Source organism: Methylobacterium gnaphalii (genome assembly GCF_007992215.1).
In the GTDB taxonomy this organism is placed as follows: domain Bacteria; phylum Pseudomonadota; class Alphaproteobacteria; order Rhizobiales; family Beijerinckiaceae; genus Methylobacterium; species Methylobacterium gnaphalii.
The window spans coordinates 228,025-243,468 of the sequence record NZ_BJZV01000001.1 but is presented as its reverse complement, the minus strand read 5'-3'; the positions used below and the strand labels follow the sequence as shown (position 1 = coordinate 243,468).

The window sequence follows — 15,444 nt, the reverse complement described above, 5'->3', positions numbered from 1 at the left end:
ATGCGCGCGTTCAACAATTCCAAACTTCTCGTAAAGCTTGCGATACCCCCGCTATTTTTGGTTGCGGTGTCGGTTGGCCTTGTCTGGTTCTCCCAATCCAGTCTCACCATGCTGGCGCGCGTGGCGCAGAACCTCGTCGACGAGAGCGCAACCCGAGCTGTTCTTTCTGCCGAGCTCGCACTTCAGGTGAACGAGGCGACGATCCGCGAGAAGAATATAATTCTCGAGACCGAGGAGGCGCAGCTCGTTGCACAGCTCAAGGGTCAGGCCAATGCCAAGACGGCTGCCTACCGCGCGGTCGACCGCCTGATCGAATTGTCGGATAGTCCGGAACGGCGGGCCAGGAACGAGGACATCAAGGCTCAGATGAACCACTTCTTCGCTGCTTCCGAGCGGGTGACCGCGGTTGCCGCGAAGGGTGACAAGCGCGCAGCGACCGATATTTCCAGTGGCGAAGGCCGAGTGACGCGCGCAAAGCTCGTCGACGCCCTGCAGCAACGGGTCGAGGCCAATCAGCGCGATCTGATCAAGGCTCGGGATGAGGCCGCCGCCGTGGCGAAGGACACCACCTGGACGCTGGTCGTCGTCGCAATCGTTGGCCTGATCGTCGCGAGTGTCCTGCTGGCCGTGATTGCGATCTACGGCATCACCAAGCCGATGAGCCGGCTCGTCGGCGTGCTTCAGCGCATGGCCAAGGGCGAGATCGACGCCGACATTGCTGAAGCGGCGCGCGGCGACGAGATCGGCGCCGTCGGGCGCGCGGTCGAGGGTATCAAGACCATGGTGTCCAAGAAGGCTGCCGAGGACGCCGAGCGCAAGCGCATCGCCGATGAAGCCGCCGCCGTCGAGCGCCGCCGCACCATGATCGAACTCGCCGACAGTTTCGAGCAGGCCGTCGGCGGAATCGTCGGCGCCGTCGGCTCCGCCGCTACGGAGCTGCAGGCCACCGCTCAGACGATGACGGCGACCGCCGCGGAGACCGCGAACCAGTCGACCTCCGTCGCGGCCGCGGCCGAAGAGGCCGCCTCGAACGTGAGCACCGTGGCCGCCGCCGCGGAAGAACTCGGCTCGTCGGTCCAGGAGATTGGCCGGCAGGTCGACGGCTCGGCGTCGCTCGCCGGCAAGGCCGTGGAGGATGCTGCCGGCACCGCGACGCTGGTGCACGAGCTGAGCGCCGCGGCCGCGAAGATCGGCGACGTCGTGCGCATGATCTCGGACATTGCCGGGCAGACCAACCTGCTGGCCCTCAACGCCACCATCGAGGCGGCCCGCGCCGGCGAGGCCGGCCGCGGCTTCGCCGTGGTGGCCGCCGAGGTGAAGGAACTCGCCTCGCAGACCGCCAAGGCCACCGACGAGATCGGCAGCCAGATCGCCCGCATCCAAGGTTCGACCGATCAGGCGGTCGGCGCGATCAGCGGTATCACCGCGCGCATCCAGGAGATCAGCGGCGTCGCCACCTCGATCGCGGCCGCCGTCGAGGAGCAGGGCGCGGCTACCCAGGAGATCGTGCGTAACGTCTCCCAGGCCGCCACCGGCACCAGCGAGGTCACCGCGAACATCTCGGGCGTGGCGCGGGCCGCCGATGAGACCGGCGCCGCAGCCAGCCAAGTCCTGGCCTCCGCCTCGGAGCTGTCGCGCCAGTCGGAGCACCTCACCGGCGAAGTGGCACGTTTCCTCGCTACCGTGCGGGCGGCCTGACGCGTCCATTCGGCGTCGGGTGATGAAGTTGACCCGCGTGGGGTACCGGTCGTCGGTACCCCGCGCGGGCGAAGATCGAGCCAAGCTGCCGGTCCGTTCGTCATAGCGCATGCGGGGCTCAGACCTCACCGCCGCTGCCGACCAGCGCTCCAGGTTCTCGCCAGAAGCTGAGTCGCCCCGTCGGCCCCAGCCCCGCTACGGGTTCGACCCGGACATCCTACCCCGTCATTGCGAGGCCGGGCCGACGCAATGACGGAAGGGGCTTACTCCGCCGCCACCTGCAGCAGGGGTGTGGGCTTTGCGATGCCTTCCAACGCCTCCGGGCGCGGCCCGCCGGTTGCCCAGTCCAGCAGCTCAACCGTGTGCAGGATCGGGATGCCGGTGACCTTCCCGATCTGCGTGATGCAGCCGATGTTGCCGGCGGCGATGATGTCGGGCTGCATCCGCTCGATATTGGCGGCCTTGCGGGCGCGCAGCCGGTTGGCAATCTCCGGCTGGAGGATGTTGTAGGTGCCGGCCGAGCCGCAGCAGAGATGGGCCTCGGGCACGTCCTTCACGGTGAAGCCGGCCTTCTTCAGGAGCGTCTTAGGCTCGGTGCGGACGGCCTGGCCATGCTGCAGCGAGCAGGCCGAGTGGTAGGCGACGGTGAGATCGGTATCCACCACCGGCGGCATCAGGCCGATCGCGGTGACGTATTCGGTGATGTCCCTGGCGATGCTCGAGACCCGTGCCGCCTTCTCGGCATAGGCCGGGTCGTCGCGGAACATGAAGCCGTAATCCTTGATCGTCGTGCCGCAGCCGGAGGCGGTGACGATGATCGCGTCGAGGCCCTTGCCGTCCATCTCGGCGATCCAGGCGTCGATGGCCTGCTTGGCGAAGGCGTGGGCGGAATGCTCCTTGCCCATGTGATGGGTGAGCGCCCCGCAGCAGCCTTCGCCTGCGGCCTGCACCACCTCGACGCCGTGGCGGTTGAGCAGGCGGATGGCGGCCTCGTTGAAATCCGGACGCAGCACGCTCTGGGCGCAGCCGCGCAGCAAGGCGACCCGGCCGCGGCGCGTCACCGGAGCGGCCTGCTCGCCCTCCTGGATCAGGGCGCTGATCTCGAGGGCACTGGTATCGGCCGGGAACGTGCCGGGGCGATCCGTCGGGTTACGGTTGGGCAGTTGCGCCGGCGCGAGATCGAGCATCGCCGCGAGCCGGTTGCCGACCCGCGGCAGCCTGGCGACGAGCGGCCTGAAGGGCTGACCGATCTTGGCTCCGAGGAGCGCGAGGCGGAAGCGGTTCGGGTAGGGCAGCACGAAGGCCAGCACCGAGCGCATCAAGCGGTCGCTCAACGGGCGCGTATAGGTCTTCTCGATATGCGCACGGGCATGGTCGACGAGGTGCATGTAGTGTACGCCCGAGGGGCAGGTCGTCATGCAGGACAGGCACGACAGGCAGCGGTCGACATGCTTGACGACCTCGGCGGTTGCCGCCTTCCCGCCCTCGAACATGTCCTTCATCAGATAGATGCGACCGCGCGGGCTATCGAGCTCGTCGCCGAGCAGCACGTAGGTCGGGCAGGTCGCGGTGCAGAAGCCGCAATGCACGCAGGTCCGCAGGATCTTCTCTGAAGCCCTGGTCGCCGGGTCGGCGAGCTGCGCGAGGCTGAAATTGGTTTGCACTGTACTGTTCCTGAAGCCTCAAACGCCGGCGTACATCCGCCCCGGATTGAACAGGCCCGCCGGATCCTGCGCAGCCTTGATCCCGGCCGTGATCCGGTTGAGCGGCTCGGCCAGCGGCTCGAAGACCGGCACTGCCGCGCGCACGGCATCCGGTGCGCGCACCAGCGTGGCGTGGCCGCCCTGGGCGCGGGTCGCGGCGCGGATCGCCTCGGCCCCCGCATCGCCGCCTGCATCCGTGGCGAGCCAGATCAGGCCGCCGCCCCAATCATAGAACCAGCGGGCCTCGCGCGATGCCGCAACCGACGCCACGAGCGCCGCGCCGCGCACCGGCGCCGTCGAGATCCGCCAGATCGCCGCCTCGCGCGGCTCGGTGAGCGGGGCGACGTCGCGCACGCCCCGCCACAGCGCGGCGCAGGCCTCGCCGTCGACGATCTCGGGCTGGCCGTAGCGCTTGAGCAGGCGCGACAGCTCGCCGAGGCGATAGTCGATGGACTTCGAGAAACCCTCGACGCGCATCAGCGTTCGCGCCGTCCCCTCCCCCAACCCGGCCGGCAGGTGCGCGGCGCCGGTGAGCTCGAAGGGCGAGCCGAGGGCGGCGCTCAGCGCCTCGATGGCGCGGGCATCGTCGAGCCCGCGGAAGACCAGGGTCGAGACCCGCTCCTGCACGGGAAGCACCTTGAAGGTCACCTCGGTGAGCAGGCCCAGCGTGCCCCAGGAGCCGGCCATCAGCTTCACGAGGTCGAGCCCGGTGACGTTCTTCATCACCCGGCCGCCCGATTTGATGGCCTGGCCGCGCCCGTTGATGAAGCGTACGCCGATCAGGCTGTCGCGGGCAGCACCCGCATTGATGCGGCGGGGGCCGGAATTGTTGCAGGCGGCGACGGCGCCGAAGGTCCGCTCGCCGGTCGAGCCCATCAGGCCGCGATGGTCGATCGGCTCGAAGGGCAGCATCTGGCCTCGCTCGGCGAGCAACGCCTCCACCTCGGCGAGCGGCGTGCCGGCGCGGGCCGAGACCACCATCTCCGCCGGCTCGTAGAGCGTCACGCCGCTGATCCGGTGCGCCGAGAGCGTCGACTCGTCCTGGGCTGGGCGGCCGATCCCGGCCTTGGTGCCGCCGCCGACCAGCCGCAGCCGTTCCGATCGGCCAAACGCCTCCGCTACGATCGCGGCGGCCTCCTGCTCGCTCGCGGGAGCGTATGAACCCATCGTTTCCTGCCCATGAGCGTCCGTCATCGATGCTCTTTGGAAGCAGTCAAAACGGAATGTCCATGGGATTCAAGCGCGACCGCAAGGCGCAGCCGCGAATTTCTTGCGCCACGGCGGCCTGCAAGTTCATTCGGCCGGCACCGGATGCCGGGGCCGGAAACGGTCCATCACGAGAGCCTTGAGGCCAGCGATGTCGCAGATCCAGACGAGCCCGCCATAGAGCGCGATGCCGATGCCGAGGCATAGCGGCAGGGCGATACCCGGTGTGAGGTGGCGCAGCGGCGCCAGCACGAGCAGCATGGCCAGGCTCGCGGCGGCCGAGAGACCGATGTCGCGCCAGGGCATGGCGAGCCGGTCCACGCCGAACAGCGCACGAGCCGCCAGCAAGGCCACGGCGGCGGCGAGGCCCAGCGACTGCGCCACGGCAATCCCGGGCGGCCCCATCATCCCCGGCAGCAGCGCCAGGCCGATGCCGTTGACGGCGCAGCCGAGCAGGGCGGCGGCGACGACCGGGCTGGTCTTGCGGCGGATCTGGAAGATCGGGTTCAGCGCGAAGTTCATGATCGAGAGACAGAACAGGCCCGGGATCAGCAGGGCCGTATAGAGCGCGAACGGCCCGCGGAACGCCTCCGGCACGACGAGCTGCTGGAGGGCCGGCGTCACGGCCCAGTAGCCCGCGGCGCAGGGCAGCAGCAGGGCGACGACCACGCCGATGTTGCGGCTGATCTGGGCCTCCGCCGCCTCGCGGCCGTGATGCTCCTCGGCGCGCACCGCAAGCTGGAACAGGAGCAGGTCGAGAGCCGTGCCGAGGGTCGAGAAGCCGCGCGAACCAAGATCGGCGGCCAGCGCGAAATAGCCGGCCTCGGAAAAATTCGCCGCCGCCGCGATGGCGCCGCGGTTGATGAAGGGCATGAGCTGGTAGATCGCGTTGGCCGCGATCAGCGGCAGCCCGTAGGCCGCGAAGACCTTGAGGATGTGACGGCTGCGGTCGGGCGCGAATGTGCCGGGGCGGTCGTGCAGGGCCTTGCGCATCACCACCACGGCAAGCGCCTGGCTGGCGGCGCCGGCGAGCAGGACCCAGACCGGCTGCGGGAAGAGCCAGGCCGTGCCGGCCATCAGCACGACGCCGAAAATGTTCTTCCAGACGACCAGCTTGAGATAGGTGCCGCCGACGAAGCGGGCGCGGGCCAAGGCCGCGTGGTAGTCGAACAGGCCGATTCCGACCGCCGTCACGGCTGTCGCCGCGGTGACCGCGAGCCGGCTCTCCGGCGTCGGGTCGATCGCGAGGCCGAGCCCGGCGCAGAGCGCGGCAATCGCGGTGAGCGCGATGGCGAGGACGCCGTAGGCCCGGTCGAGCCCGGCCCGGATCCAGGGTTCGCCCTCCCTGACGCGGGCCGAATAGAAGCGGGTCGTCGAGAGCCTGAGCCACTCGAAGAGCAACGTGTTCAGCACCACGGCCCCCGCGGTCGCCAGGGCGAAGCGGCCGAAATCCGCCGGCCCGAGCATCTTGGCGATGAGCAGGCCGAGCAGCAGGTTCAGGGCCGAGTTGATGACGAAGGCGGCGATGACGGCCATCGGTCGAGGAAATCCGGCTCGGGTCCGGCCGGTTTCATTACCGGCTTGCGCGGCATTCTCGCGGCGAGGCGCCAAGAAAGGCTGAACACCCGGTTTGGGACCTAGTCATCCGTCCGATCCTGCCCATCCTCGACCTCCCTCATCCCCCTCACATCCGCATGGGTGGGAGGATGCCGCGGCCGGTGGCGGATGGCGCACGCGTCTTTGTCCCCGCGCGGAGGAGCTCCGCCGTGGGTCTGGATTGGGGAGACGCGGGACGCCGCGGACCCATGTCGACACGCGTGGTCACGAGAGGCGGGGGTCCCCGGCGTCCCGCGGTCCTGGCGCCCGTCGTGAGGGGCGGCCGGACCGGTTTTGCGTCGCGATGTCTTCGGTGATGTCGACCTGTCGCTCAACACGCCCCGGTGCCGGGCTCCTGTCTGGCAGGACGCCCCCATCCCGAGGAAGTTGCGTGGCTACCTCCTTCCGTGCGCACCGCCCCGTAGTGGACGATGCCGACAGCATCTCGGTGTCGCCCAGGCAGGGTCGGCCAAAGCCCGGCGCATTTCCTCGCCGAACCCCGCCACAGCCCGGGCAGACCTTGCGTCGACCCTTCCCGCCCGGGGCGGCGATGGGTGAGACCACCGACGCGGGCATCGCCCCGCCTCCCAAAGCACCGCCCTCGACCCCGCGGCGCTCCCCCGACGGGCGGGAAGCTGGTGACGGACTTCAATCATGTAATAGGAAATTTGTCAAGGGAGGCGGCGCTGTTGTCCTCCTCTCCCTAGGTGAGGGAGGTCGCACACGGCACGATCGAGCAGGCCTCCAGCGTGACGCTGCACTCCTCCTCTGGGCGGCCTCACCGAGGGGAGAGGAGATGCGGAGTGCCTAAACCCAGCCCTTGATCCGGGAGACCACGATCGGGATCAGCGCCGAGAGCGCGATCAGGCTGAGGCCGTAGGGATAGCCATAGATCCATTCGAGCTCCGGCATGTGCTTGAAATTCATGCCGTACATCGAGGCGACCAGGGTCGGCGGGATGCCGACCACCGAAACCACGGTGAGGATGCGGAAGGCGTTGTTCTGCTCGATGTTGATCAGGCCGAGCGCCGCATCGAGCAGGAACTGCAGCGTCTCGGTCTGGCGCGTTTCGAACTCGTCGAGCGAGACGATGTCGCGCGAGAGCGTATCGAAGCGCGGGCTCTCCTCGGCATCGAGCTGCTCGGCGCCGGAATCCTTCACGAAGGGCACGATGCGGCCCAGCCCGAGCAGGCTCGCCCGCACCTTGCCAAGAGCCTTGCCCTGCCAGCCGATCGAGCGAAGCAGCCGCCTCAAGGCCAGGTCGCGCCGTTTCGGGGAGAGCCGGCCGACCTTGCTGGATTTCGAACGATCGACCGGGTCGAAGTCGAAGATCCGGGTCGAGAGCGACGAGAGATCCGCCGACATCTCCTCCAGGGTGTCGGCGAGACCGTCCACCAGTTCCTCGACGATCAGCAGGAAGATTTCCACGGCGTTGGCGCAGTCGCCATCGCGCTCGGCAATGCGCGTCTTGACGGTTTCGTAGGCGCGCAGCTCGTGGAAACGGATCGTGACGAGATGGTCCTTGGTGAGCACGAAGCCGATCGGCTTCAAGACGAAATTCGAACGGTCAAAGGTGATCATCGGCGAGGACAGCGAGAGGCCGCCAGTCTTCAGCCGGCGCAGGCGGCTCGACGATTCGACCTCGCTGAGGGCCTCACGCGTCGGCACCCGCAGGCCGGTGGCCTCTTCGACCCGACGCGCCTCCTCCTCGGTCGGGTCGAGCAGGTCAATCCAGACCGCCTCACGCGGCAGCGCGGCTCCCTCTCCCGCGCCGGCATGCTCGATAGGCCCCTGGGGCCCGTGCAGACTGATCATCGAGGAGGAACTTTCCGGAAAGGATGAGCGCGAGCGAACGCTCACGCTGCTTGACTCGAAGATAGGGCATGCCTATCTCGCCGTCGTCGTTGGCACTCACCGGCTTAGAGTGCTAACGATCGGGTCGGGACGCGGTCCCCGCCGCATCAAGACCATCCGAGAATTCGAAGCAAGAGGGCAGCTCATGAAGTTCCGTCCGCTGCACGACCGTGTCGTCGTCCGCCGTATCGAAGGTGAAGAGAAGACCAAGGGCGGGATCATCATTCCCGACACCGCCAAGGAGAAGCCCCAAGAGGGTGAAGTGGTCGCCGTCGGCCCCGGCGCCCGCGACGAGTCCGGCAAGGTCAACGCGCTGGACGTGAAGGCCGGCGACCGCGTGCTGTTCGGCAAGTGGTCGGGCACCGAGGTCAAGATCGACGGTCAGGACCTCCTGATCATGAAGGAATCCGACATCATGGGCATCGTCGCTTAAGGCGATCCTCCCTCGTTCGGACCCTAACGACAGCCCTTGGAGGCAGCCGCTCAGGCGCGCCTTGGGGCTCATCCACACTCTGAAAGGACAACACAGATGGCAGCGAAAGACGTACGCTTCTCATCCGACGCCCGTGACAAGATGCTCCGCGGTGTCGACATCCTCGCCGACGCGGTGAAGGTGACCCTCGGCCCGAAGGGCCGCAACGTCGTGATCGAGAAGAGCTTCGGCGCTCCGCGCATCACCAAGGACGGCGTCACCGTCGCCAAGGAGATCGAGCTCGCCGACAAGTTCGAGAACATGGGCGCCCAGATGGTGCGCGAAGTGGCCTCGAAGACCAACGACCTCGCCGGTGACGGCACCACCACCGCGACCGTGCTCGCCCAGGCGATCGTCCGCGAAGGCACCAAGTACGTTGCCGCCGGCATCAACCCGATGGACCTGAAGCGCGGCATCGACCTCGCCACGGCCGCTGCGGTGAAGGATATCACCGCCCGCGCCAAGAAGGTCGCCGAGTCGTCCGAGGTTGCCCAGGTCGGCACCATCTCGGCCAATGGCGACAAAGAAATCGGCGACATGATCGCCCACGCCATGCAGAAGGTCGGCAACGAGGGTGTCATCACCGTCGAGGAAGCCAAGACCGCCGAGACCGAACTCGACGTCGTCGAGGGCATGCAGTTCGACCGCGGCTACCTCTCCCCGTACTTCATCACGAACGCGGAGAAGATGGTCGCCGAGCTCGAGGACCCCTACATCCTCATCCACGAGAAGAAGCTCTCGTCGCTCCAGGCCATGCTGCCGGTGCTCGAGGCCGTGGTGCAGACCGGCAAGCCGCTGCTCATCATCGCCGAGGACATCGAGGGTGAGGCGCTCGCCACGCTCGTCGTGAACAAGCTGCGTGGTGGCCTCAAGGTCGCTGCCGTGAAGGCTCCGGGCTTCGGCGATCGCCGCAAGGCGATGCTCGAGGACATCGCGATCCTCACCAAGGGCCAGATGATCGCCGAAGACCTCGGCATCAAGCTCGAGAACGTGCAGCTCCCGATGCTCGGCCGCGCCAAGCGCGTCCGCATCGAGAAGGAGAACACCACGATCATCGACGGCGCCGGCGAGAAGGCCGACATCGAGGCCCGCGTCGGCCAGATCAAGGCTCAGATCGAGGAGACCACCTCGGACTACGACCGTGAGAAGCTCCAGGAGCGTCTCGCCAAGCTCGCTGGCGGCGTCGCGGTGATCCGCGTCGGCGGCGCGACCGAGGTCGAGGTCAAGGAGAAGAAGGACCGCGTGGACGACGCGCTCAACGCCACCCGCGCTGCGGTGGAAGAGGGCATTGTCCCCGGCGGCGGCGTCGCGCTGCTGCTCGCCAAGAAGGCCGTTGCTCAGCTCACCAGCGACAACGCCGACATCAAGGCCGGCATCAAGATCGTGCTGAAGGCCCTCGAGGCTCCCATCCGGCAGATCGCCAGCAACGCTGGTGTCGAGGGCTCGATCGTCGTCGGTAAGATCATCGACAACGGCGGCGAGACCTACGGCTTCAACGCCCAGACGGAAGAGTATGTCGACATGATCCAGGCCGGCATCGTCGACCCGGCCAAGGTCGTGCGTACCGCTCTGCAGGACGCGGCCTCGGTTGCCGGCCTGCTGGTGACCACCGAAGCCATGGTCGCCGATGCTCCGAAGAAGGAGTCCGCTCCCCCCATGGGCGGCGGCGGCATGGGCGGCATGGGCGGCATGGACTTCTAAGTCCACGCCCACCGTCACGAGACGAAAGGGGTCGCCGAGAGGCGGCCCCTTTTTTATTCATGAGCCTGATCGGCAGGCTGGACAGGAACGCTTCAGACGAACCGAGCGTGGCAATGCCCCTCCTCGCAGGCCGCGTGCTCGAGCGGAAGGGCACGGCTTTAGGGCCGCCGGGGGCCGATAAGGGTCAGCGGCCTGGGGGCACCAGCCGGGCCGAGAAGCTCGCCACGATCAGCCCCACGCCGAGCGCGAAACCGGCACGGCTGATATTGCCGCCGACCGAGGCAACCACCCAGTATCCGACGGTGACGAGCCCGGCGAAAAGCAGGCCGTAGCGAAGGGCGAGGCGCAGGGGCGTGCGCCACGTCATGCTCTCACGGGCAGCGCTCACGACGCGGCAGCAGCCCGCGGTCGCGCCGCCGAAGCCGGATCGGCGGCGACGGCCTCCTCGGTCATGGCCGCGACTGCATCCCTGTTGCGCTCCAACGTCGCCACGGCGAGAGGCTGGTCGCGTCCCCGCAGGGTATGGGCGCCGAGTCCGCGCGGGGTGACGCCCTCGGGCAGGCGCGGCAGACGGCCGAGCAGGTCCTCGGAGATCAGGATGTCCACGCCCAATGGCCGGCACAGGGCTTCGATCCGCGCCGTGACGTTTACTGCGTCGCCGAAATAGGCGATCTTGTGCCGGTCGACCCCAACTTCGGCCGTGACCACCGAGCCGCCATGCAAGGCGGCGCGCAGGCGCGGCACCGTGCCGAAGCGCGCGGTCCAGGCCTCCGCCTCCGCCTCGATCCGGTCGCGCACCGCGAACAGGCAGGAGACGCAGCGCGCATCCTTGAGGCCGCGCTCCATCGGCCAGGTAATCATCGCCATGTCGCCGATATAGTCGTCGGTCGAGCCCTGATAGCGGCGCACCGGCTCGGCCAGGGTCGCAAAGACCGCGCTGAGATATTCCTGGGCGCGCAGGTCGCCGTGGGTCTCGGCGAAGGCGGTCGAGCCGACCACGTCGAGGAACAGGAAGATGCGCTCCTCCTCGACCGGGCGGTGGTAGCGTCCGATCAGGAAGTTCACGAAGACCTCGCCGCCGATGAGGTCGCGCATGCGGATCACGAAAACCAGGAAGGCCGAGACGGCGAGCGCGTAGGCCAGCACCCGCGGCGTCGTGCGAACGGCCACCCCGAGCGGGTCCTCGGTCAGACCGCACGCCCAGACGAGGACGCCGCCGAGCGCGTTGCCGGCCACGATCATCAGCACGTAGGAGAGTTCCGCTGCCGGCACGTAGAGCGAGGCCGGCAGGCGGCGGATGCGCGATTGCAGCCCTGCCAGGATCAGCCCGCGATCGAAGGCGAGCGCTGCCGTTCCGATGCAGAAGCCGTAGATGAATCCGGCGGCCGGCGAGACGCCCTGAGCGAAGACCAGGTTGTAGATCAGGCCCGCGCCGCCGGCGGCGGCGAGGATCACGACCCAGAACCAGCGGTGCTGTGGCAGCATCAGCCGGCCCTCCGCTCGCGGAAGTCAGGCACCGGCTTGCCCGCGCCGGTCTGCAGCCCAACGGCGCAGCGGTGAGGCGGGGCGGTTCGCACGGGCGCTCCTTGTCGCGGCTCGGGTGAGGAGGCGTTGCAGGACAAACGATAAACGCGTCCGAACGACGCAAGGCTCATGCTGGCATGATGGCTTCTGTGAGGCGCATACGCCAGATGGCCGAAACAGATCGCCGCCCGTGTCCGAATGGACGCAAAACGAAAGGGCCAGCGTTTCCGCCGGCCCTTCGGTTGATCAGAATTGCTGGAGCGCTCAGCGCTGGACGATGACTCGCGTGCCGACCTTGACCCGGGTGTAGAGGTCCGAGACGTCCTCGTTGGTCATGCGGATGCAGCCCGAGGACACGGCGGTGCCGATCGTCTCCGGCTCGTTCGAGCCGTGGATGCGGTAGATCGAGTTGCCGAGATACATGGCGCGGGCGCCGAGCGGGTTCTCGATGCCGCCCTTCATGTAGCGCGGCAGGTCGGGACGGCGCTTCAGCATCTCGGCCGGCGGACGCCAATCCGGCCATTCCCTCTTCATGGTGATGCTCTGGGTGCCGCCCCAGGTGAAGCCCGGACGGCCGACACCGATGCCGTAGCGCATCGCCTCGCCGCCACCCATGATCAGGTACAGGCGGCGCTCGGCGGTCGAGACCACGATCGTGCCGGGGCTGTAGGGCCCGTTATAGGCGACGATCTCCTTCTGGATCGCGGCGGCCTGCGGGGTGGTGGCAGCCTGCTCGAGCGGATCGACGGCCGGCAGCGACGCATTCTGCGGGCGCACACGCACCGTCAGCACATCGCTCAATGGCTGGCGGGTCAGCGGGTCGATCTCATAGGCGGAGGCGGGCGCCGCCAGTGCGATGGATGCGCAGGCAAGGCCCGCGAGGGCGGTGACGAAACGGCGCATAAGAGCCTCTCGTGGCAGGCAGACGTTTGGAAACTTGGTGGATAACCGCCGCACGCAACCGTACGGATCGGTGCCCAGACCTAAACCGCCATGCGTTAAAGCCAAGCTCAATTCAGGCGCGTTTCGCGCTTCCTCGGCCGTCGTGACCGTGTGGCAACACGGTGGCAGCTTGGCCATACCGGGCCACGCTGCGGCCTGTGTTTACAAGGGCTTGGCGCGATTCAGGAAATTGGTGTGCACTGCCGCATTGTGGCAAAATTGCACGCTCGAACCACGACAGGTTGTCCGCGGGATATCGTCTGCCTCTTTCAGAGCAACGGCTGGGCTGCGGTCCATGGGAAGAGGCGCATGAACCCAGCCGAGCGATTCTGAACGGACTCAGGCCGCGTCGAGCCCCAGGTCGATGATCGCGGCGCTGTGCGTGATCCAGCCCACGGAGATCAGGTCGACACCGGAGGCTGCCACCGCACCGACGGTGTCGCGGTTGATCCGGCCCGATGCCTCGGTGATGGCGCGGCCGTCGACGAGGCGCACCGCCTCGGCCAGCGTCTCGGGCGTCATGTTGTCGAGAAGCACGGCATCGGCCCCAACCGAGAGCGCCTGTTCGAGCTGGGCCAGGGTATCGACCTCGATCTCGATCTTCACGAGGTGACCGGTATGGGCGCGGGCGCGCTCGATCGCGGGGACGATGCCGCCGGCCACTGCGACGTGGTTGTCCTTGATCAGCACTGCGTCATCGAGACCGAAGCGGTGGTTGGAGCCGCCGCCAGCCCTGACCGCATGCTTCTCCAGAGCGCGCAGACCCGGCGTGGTCTTGCGGGTGCAGACGATCTTGGCGTGACCGTGCGGACGGGCCGCCTCGACGAGCGCTGCGGTCGCGGTGGCGACACCCGAGAGCCGGCAGAGCAGGTTCAGGGCGACGCGCTCGGCCGTGAGAATGGCCCGCGCCGGCCCGTCGAGGCGGATCACGGTGTCGCCCGGCGCGACATGGGCGCCGTCGCCGCGCTCGACGGTGACCGAGACTGCCGGATCGATCAGGCCAAAGGCGATCGCCGCCGTGTCGACCCCGGCGATCACGCCATCCTGGCGGGAGGCGATGACGCCCGAGAGCCGATCCGTCGCAGGTACGATCGCGTCCGTGGTGATGTCGCCGGCCCGGCCGAGATCCTCCAGCAGGGCCGCCCGCACGATCGGCTCCACCAGGAGCCGGGGCAGCGGAAGCAGCGTGGCGTCAGGCATCGGTCAGGCTTTCCGCCAGGGTCTGGTCAGCCGCGATCCGCTCGGCGGCGCGGAGGCAGTCCGCAAGGGTCGTCAGCGTGTGGGTACGGGCTGCCTGCCCCGAGAAGTCGTTGCGCCAGTGCCCCCCACGGCTCTCCTGCCGCGACAGGGCACAGACGGCGATCATCAGGCCGGTGAGCGCGGCATCCGAACCGGTCTCCGCGAGCGCGCGCAGACGGAGGATGGCCGCGCGCAGGCCCGCCGCGTCGCGCACGACGCCGACACGGCGTTCCATGAGGGCGCGTACCTCCGGCAGCGCCCGGCCGCCATCGCTGCGGTGCCGCGCGGGCATGGTCGCCTCACCGATCAGCGAGGCGGGTGGCGCGGCCTCGATCGAGGCTGCGATCGGCCCGGAAAAGGCGAGGGCTTCGAGCAGCGAGTTGCTGGCGAGGCGGTTCGCGCCGTGCAGGCCGGTCGAGGCGACCTCGCCGCAGGCCCAGAGGCCCGGGACGTCGGTGCGGCCCTCGGCATCCACGAGCACGCCGCCCATGTGGTAGTGCGCGGCGGGCCGAACCGGGATCGGCTGGGCCGCCGGATCGATGCCGAGCCCGGCGCAGAGACCGGCCACGGTGGGGAAGCGCCGCGCCATCGACCGGCCAAGATCGCCGCGCGTGTCGAGAAACACCTCGCGGCCGCTCGCCCGTGCCTGGAAGATCGCACGGGCGACGACATCGCGCGGGGCGAGATCGCCGCCGCGGATCCCGGCCATCACGCGCTCACCGGCCCCGTCGATCAGAGCCGCCCCCTCGCCGCGCAGGGCTTCGGTCGCGAGCGGCATCGGGTCGGCGCCGGCATCGATGGCGGTGGGGTGGAACTGCACGAATTCGAGGTCGCGCAGGGTCGCACCGGCCCGCGCCGCGAGCAGCAGCCCGCTGCCAGTCGCGCCGCGCGGGTTGGTGGTCGCCGCGTAGAGGCTGCCGACACCGCCGGTGGCAAGCACCACGGCGCGGGCCGGCAGACGAAAGGACGCGCCGTCGCTCTCGCAAACGAGGCCGCAGACCGCGCCGTTCGCGTCCTGCATCAAGGCCTTCGCCTCGGCGACGAGGACTTCGATCGATGGCGTCGCGCGCGCTGCCTTCACCAGCCCTTCGAGGACAGTGGCACCGGTGGAATCGCCGCGCCCGCGCACGATCCGGCGGCGGCTATGCGCGGCCTCCAGCCCGAGGGCGAGGCAGCCATCGGCGTCACGGTCGAAGCCCACGCCGATCTCGACGAGCCAATCGATCAGGCCGGGCGCCGCACCGGCGACGGCGAGCGCGACGTCCGGCTCGGTCAGCCCGGCGCCGGCTGCCTCGGTGTCGGCGGCGTGCAGGACCGGAGCGTCGTCGGGCCCGATCGCGGCGGCGATCCCGCCCTGGGCCCAGCCCGTGGCCGTGCCGTCGCCGAGGGGCGAAGCGGTGACGAGCGTCACCGGCCGGGGTACCAGGCGCAGGGCCGTGGCCAGCCCGGCGACGCCCGCACCGACGACGATCACGCGGTCGGCGGGGCTGCGCGAGACGATGCTCATGG

12 protein-coding genes are annotated in these 15,444 nt (G+C 68.8%); 3 read left to right on the top strand and 9 right to left on the bottom strand.

The genetic code is table 11. The features are described 5' to 3' along the window. Positions 1-1,698, top strand: a complete 1,698-nt coding sequence (locus MGN01_RS01075; protein ID WP_147044720.1) for a methyl-accepting chemotaxis protein — start codon at positions 1-3, stop codon at positions 1,696-1,698. 263 nt (positions 1,699-1,961) lie between these two features. Here MGN01_RS01075 and MGN01_RS01070 read toward each other — a convergent pair whose 3' ends face one another. The 4 genes from MGN01_RS01070 to MGN01_RS01055 form a co-directional block, all read right to left on the bottom strand. Further along, entirely contained in the window at positions 1,962-3,362 is a 1,401-nt protein-coding gene (locus tag MGN01_RS01070) for a heterodisulfide reductase-related iron-sulfur binding cluster (RefSeq protein ID WP_147044719.1), read from the bottom strand. 18 nt (positions 3,363-3,380) lie between these two features. After that, positions 3,381-4,568, bottom strand: a complete 1,188-nt coding sequence (locus MGN01_RS01065; protein WP_147044718.1) for an FAD-binding protein — start codon at positions 4,566-4,568, stop codon at positions 3,381-3,383. A 126-nt stretch (positions 4,569-4,694) separates the two neighbouring features. Continuing rightward, on the bottom strand, positions 4,695-6,143 hold the full coding sequence (locus tag MGN01_RS01060; protein ID WP_147044717.1) for a lipopolysaccharide biosynthesis protein: 1,449 nt from the start codon (positions 6,141-6,143) through the stop codon (positions 4,695-4,697). Between the two features lie 867 nt (positions 6,144-7,010). Next, positions 7,011-8,018 (bottom strand): magnesium transporter CorA family protein, encoded by a 1,008-nt coding sequence (locus tag MGN01_RS01055; protein WP_147044716.1) that lies wholly within the window; start codon positions 8,016-8,018, stop codon positions 7,011-7,013. A gap of 184 nt (positions 8,019-8,202) precedes the next feature. Here MGN01_RS01055 and groES point away from each other — a divergent pair, with 184 nt between their 5' ends. Both groES and groL read left to right on the top strand, forming a co-directional pair. Continuing rightward, the gene (gene groES / locus MGN01_RS01050) at positions 8,203-8,490 is read left to right on the top strand and encodes a co-chaperone GroES (protein WP_147044715.1); all 288 of its coding nucleotides are present in this window, start codon (positions 8,203-8,205) and stop codon (positions 8,488-8,490) included. Positions 8,491-8,586: 96 nt separating this feature from the next. Then, positions 8,587-10,230 (top strand): chaperonin GroEL, encoded by a 1,644-nt coding sequence (gene groL / locus MGN01_RS01045; RefSeq protein WP_147044714.1) that lies wholly within the window; start codon positions 8,587-8,589, stop codon positions 10,228-10,230. Positions 10,231-10,414: 184 nt separating this feature from the next. Here groL and MGN01_RS01040 read toward each other — a convergent pair whose 3' ends face one another. From MGN01_RS01040 to MGN01_RS01020, 5 genes are all read right to left on the bottom strand, one after another. Next, positions 10,415-10,597: a hypothetical protein gene (locus MGN01_RS01040; protein WP_147044713.1), complete on the bottom strand. Its 183-nt coding sequence runs from the start codon at positions 10,595-10,597 to the stop codon at positions 10,415-10,417. A 17-nt stretch (positions 10,598-10,614) separates the two neighbouring features. Further along, complete coding sequence (locus MGN01_RS01035) at positions 10,615-11,715, bottom strand: adenylate/guanylate cyclase domain-containing protein (RefSeq protein WP_147044712.1); 1,101 nt, start codon at positions 11,713-11,715, stop codon at positions 10,615-10,617. Positions 11,716-12,018: 303 nt separating this feature from the next. After that, positions 12,019-12,657: a L,D-transpeptidase gene (locus MGN01_RS01030; RefSeq protein ID WP_147044711.1), complete on the bottom strand. Its 639-nt coding sequence runs from the start codon at positions 12,655-12,657 to the stop codon at positions 12,019-12,021. Between the two features lie 378 nt (positions 12,658-13,035). Further along, positions 13,036-13,896: a carboxylating nicotinate-nucleotide diphosphorylase gene (gene nadC / locus MGN01_RS01025; RefSeq protein WP_147044710.1), complete on the bottom strand. Its 861-nt coding sequence runs from the start codon at positions 13,894-13,896 to the stop codon at positions 13,036-13,038. Beyond that, the gene (locus MGN01_RS01020; protein WP_147044709.1) at positions 13,889-15,442 is read right to left on the bottom strand and encodes an L-aspartate oxidase; all 1,554 of its coding nucleotides are present in this window, start codon (positions 15,440-15,442) and stop codon (positions 13,889-13,891) included. The genes nadC and MGN01_RS01020 overlap by 8 nt, the downstream gene beginning before the upstream one ends. Positions 15,443-15,444: the final 2 nt, after the last annotated feature.

Bases quoted from the DNA above. Each gene is read 5' to 3' on its own strand.
- MGN01_RS01075 (WP_147044720.1), top strand. From the start codon at position 1: ATGCGCGCGTTCAACAATTCCAAACTTCTCGTAAAGCTTGCGATACCC.
- MGN01_RS01065 (WP_147044718.1), bottom strand. From the start codon at position 4,568: ATGGGTTCATACGCTCCCGCGAGCGAGCAGGAGGCCGCCGCGATCGTA.
- MGN01_RS01060 (WP_147044717.1), bottom strand. From the start codon at position 6,143: ATGGCCGTCATCGCCGCCTTCGTCATCAACTCGGCCCTGAACCTGCTG.
- MGN01_RS01055 (WP_147044716.1), bottom strand. From the start codon at position 8,018: ATGATCAGTCTGCACGGGCCCCAGGGGCCTATCGAGCATGCCGGCGCG.
- groES (WP_147044715.1), top strand. From the start codon at position 8,203: ATGAAGTTCCGTCCGCTGCACGACCGTGTCGTCGTCCGCCGTATCGAA.
- groL (WP_147044714.1), top strand. From the start codon at position 8,587: ATGGCAGCGAAAGACGTACGCTTCTCATCCGACGCCCGTGACAAGATG.
- MGN01_RS01040 (WP_147044713.1), bottom strand. From the start codon at position 10,597: ATGACGTGGCGCACGCCCCTGCGCCTCGCCCTTCGCTACGGCCTGCTT.
- MGN01_RS01035 (WP_147044712.1), bottom strand. From the start codon at position 11,715: ATGCTGCCACAGCACCGCTGGTTCTGGGTCGTGATCCTCGCCGCCGCC.
- MGN01_RS01030 (WP_147044711.1), bottom strand. From the start codon at position 12,657: ATGCGCCGTTTCGTCACCGCCCTCGCGGGCCTTGCCTGCGCATCCATC.
- nadC (WP_147044710.1), bottom strand. From the start codon at position 13,896: ATGCCTGACGCCACGCTGCTTCCGCTGCCCCGGCTCCTGGTGGAGCCG.
- MGN01_RS01020 (WP_147044709.1), bottom strand. From the start codon at position 15,442: ATGAGCATCGTCTCGCGCAGCCCCGCCGACCGCGTGATCGTCGTCGGT.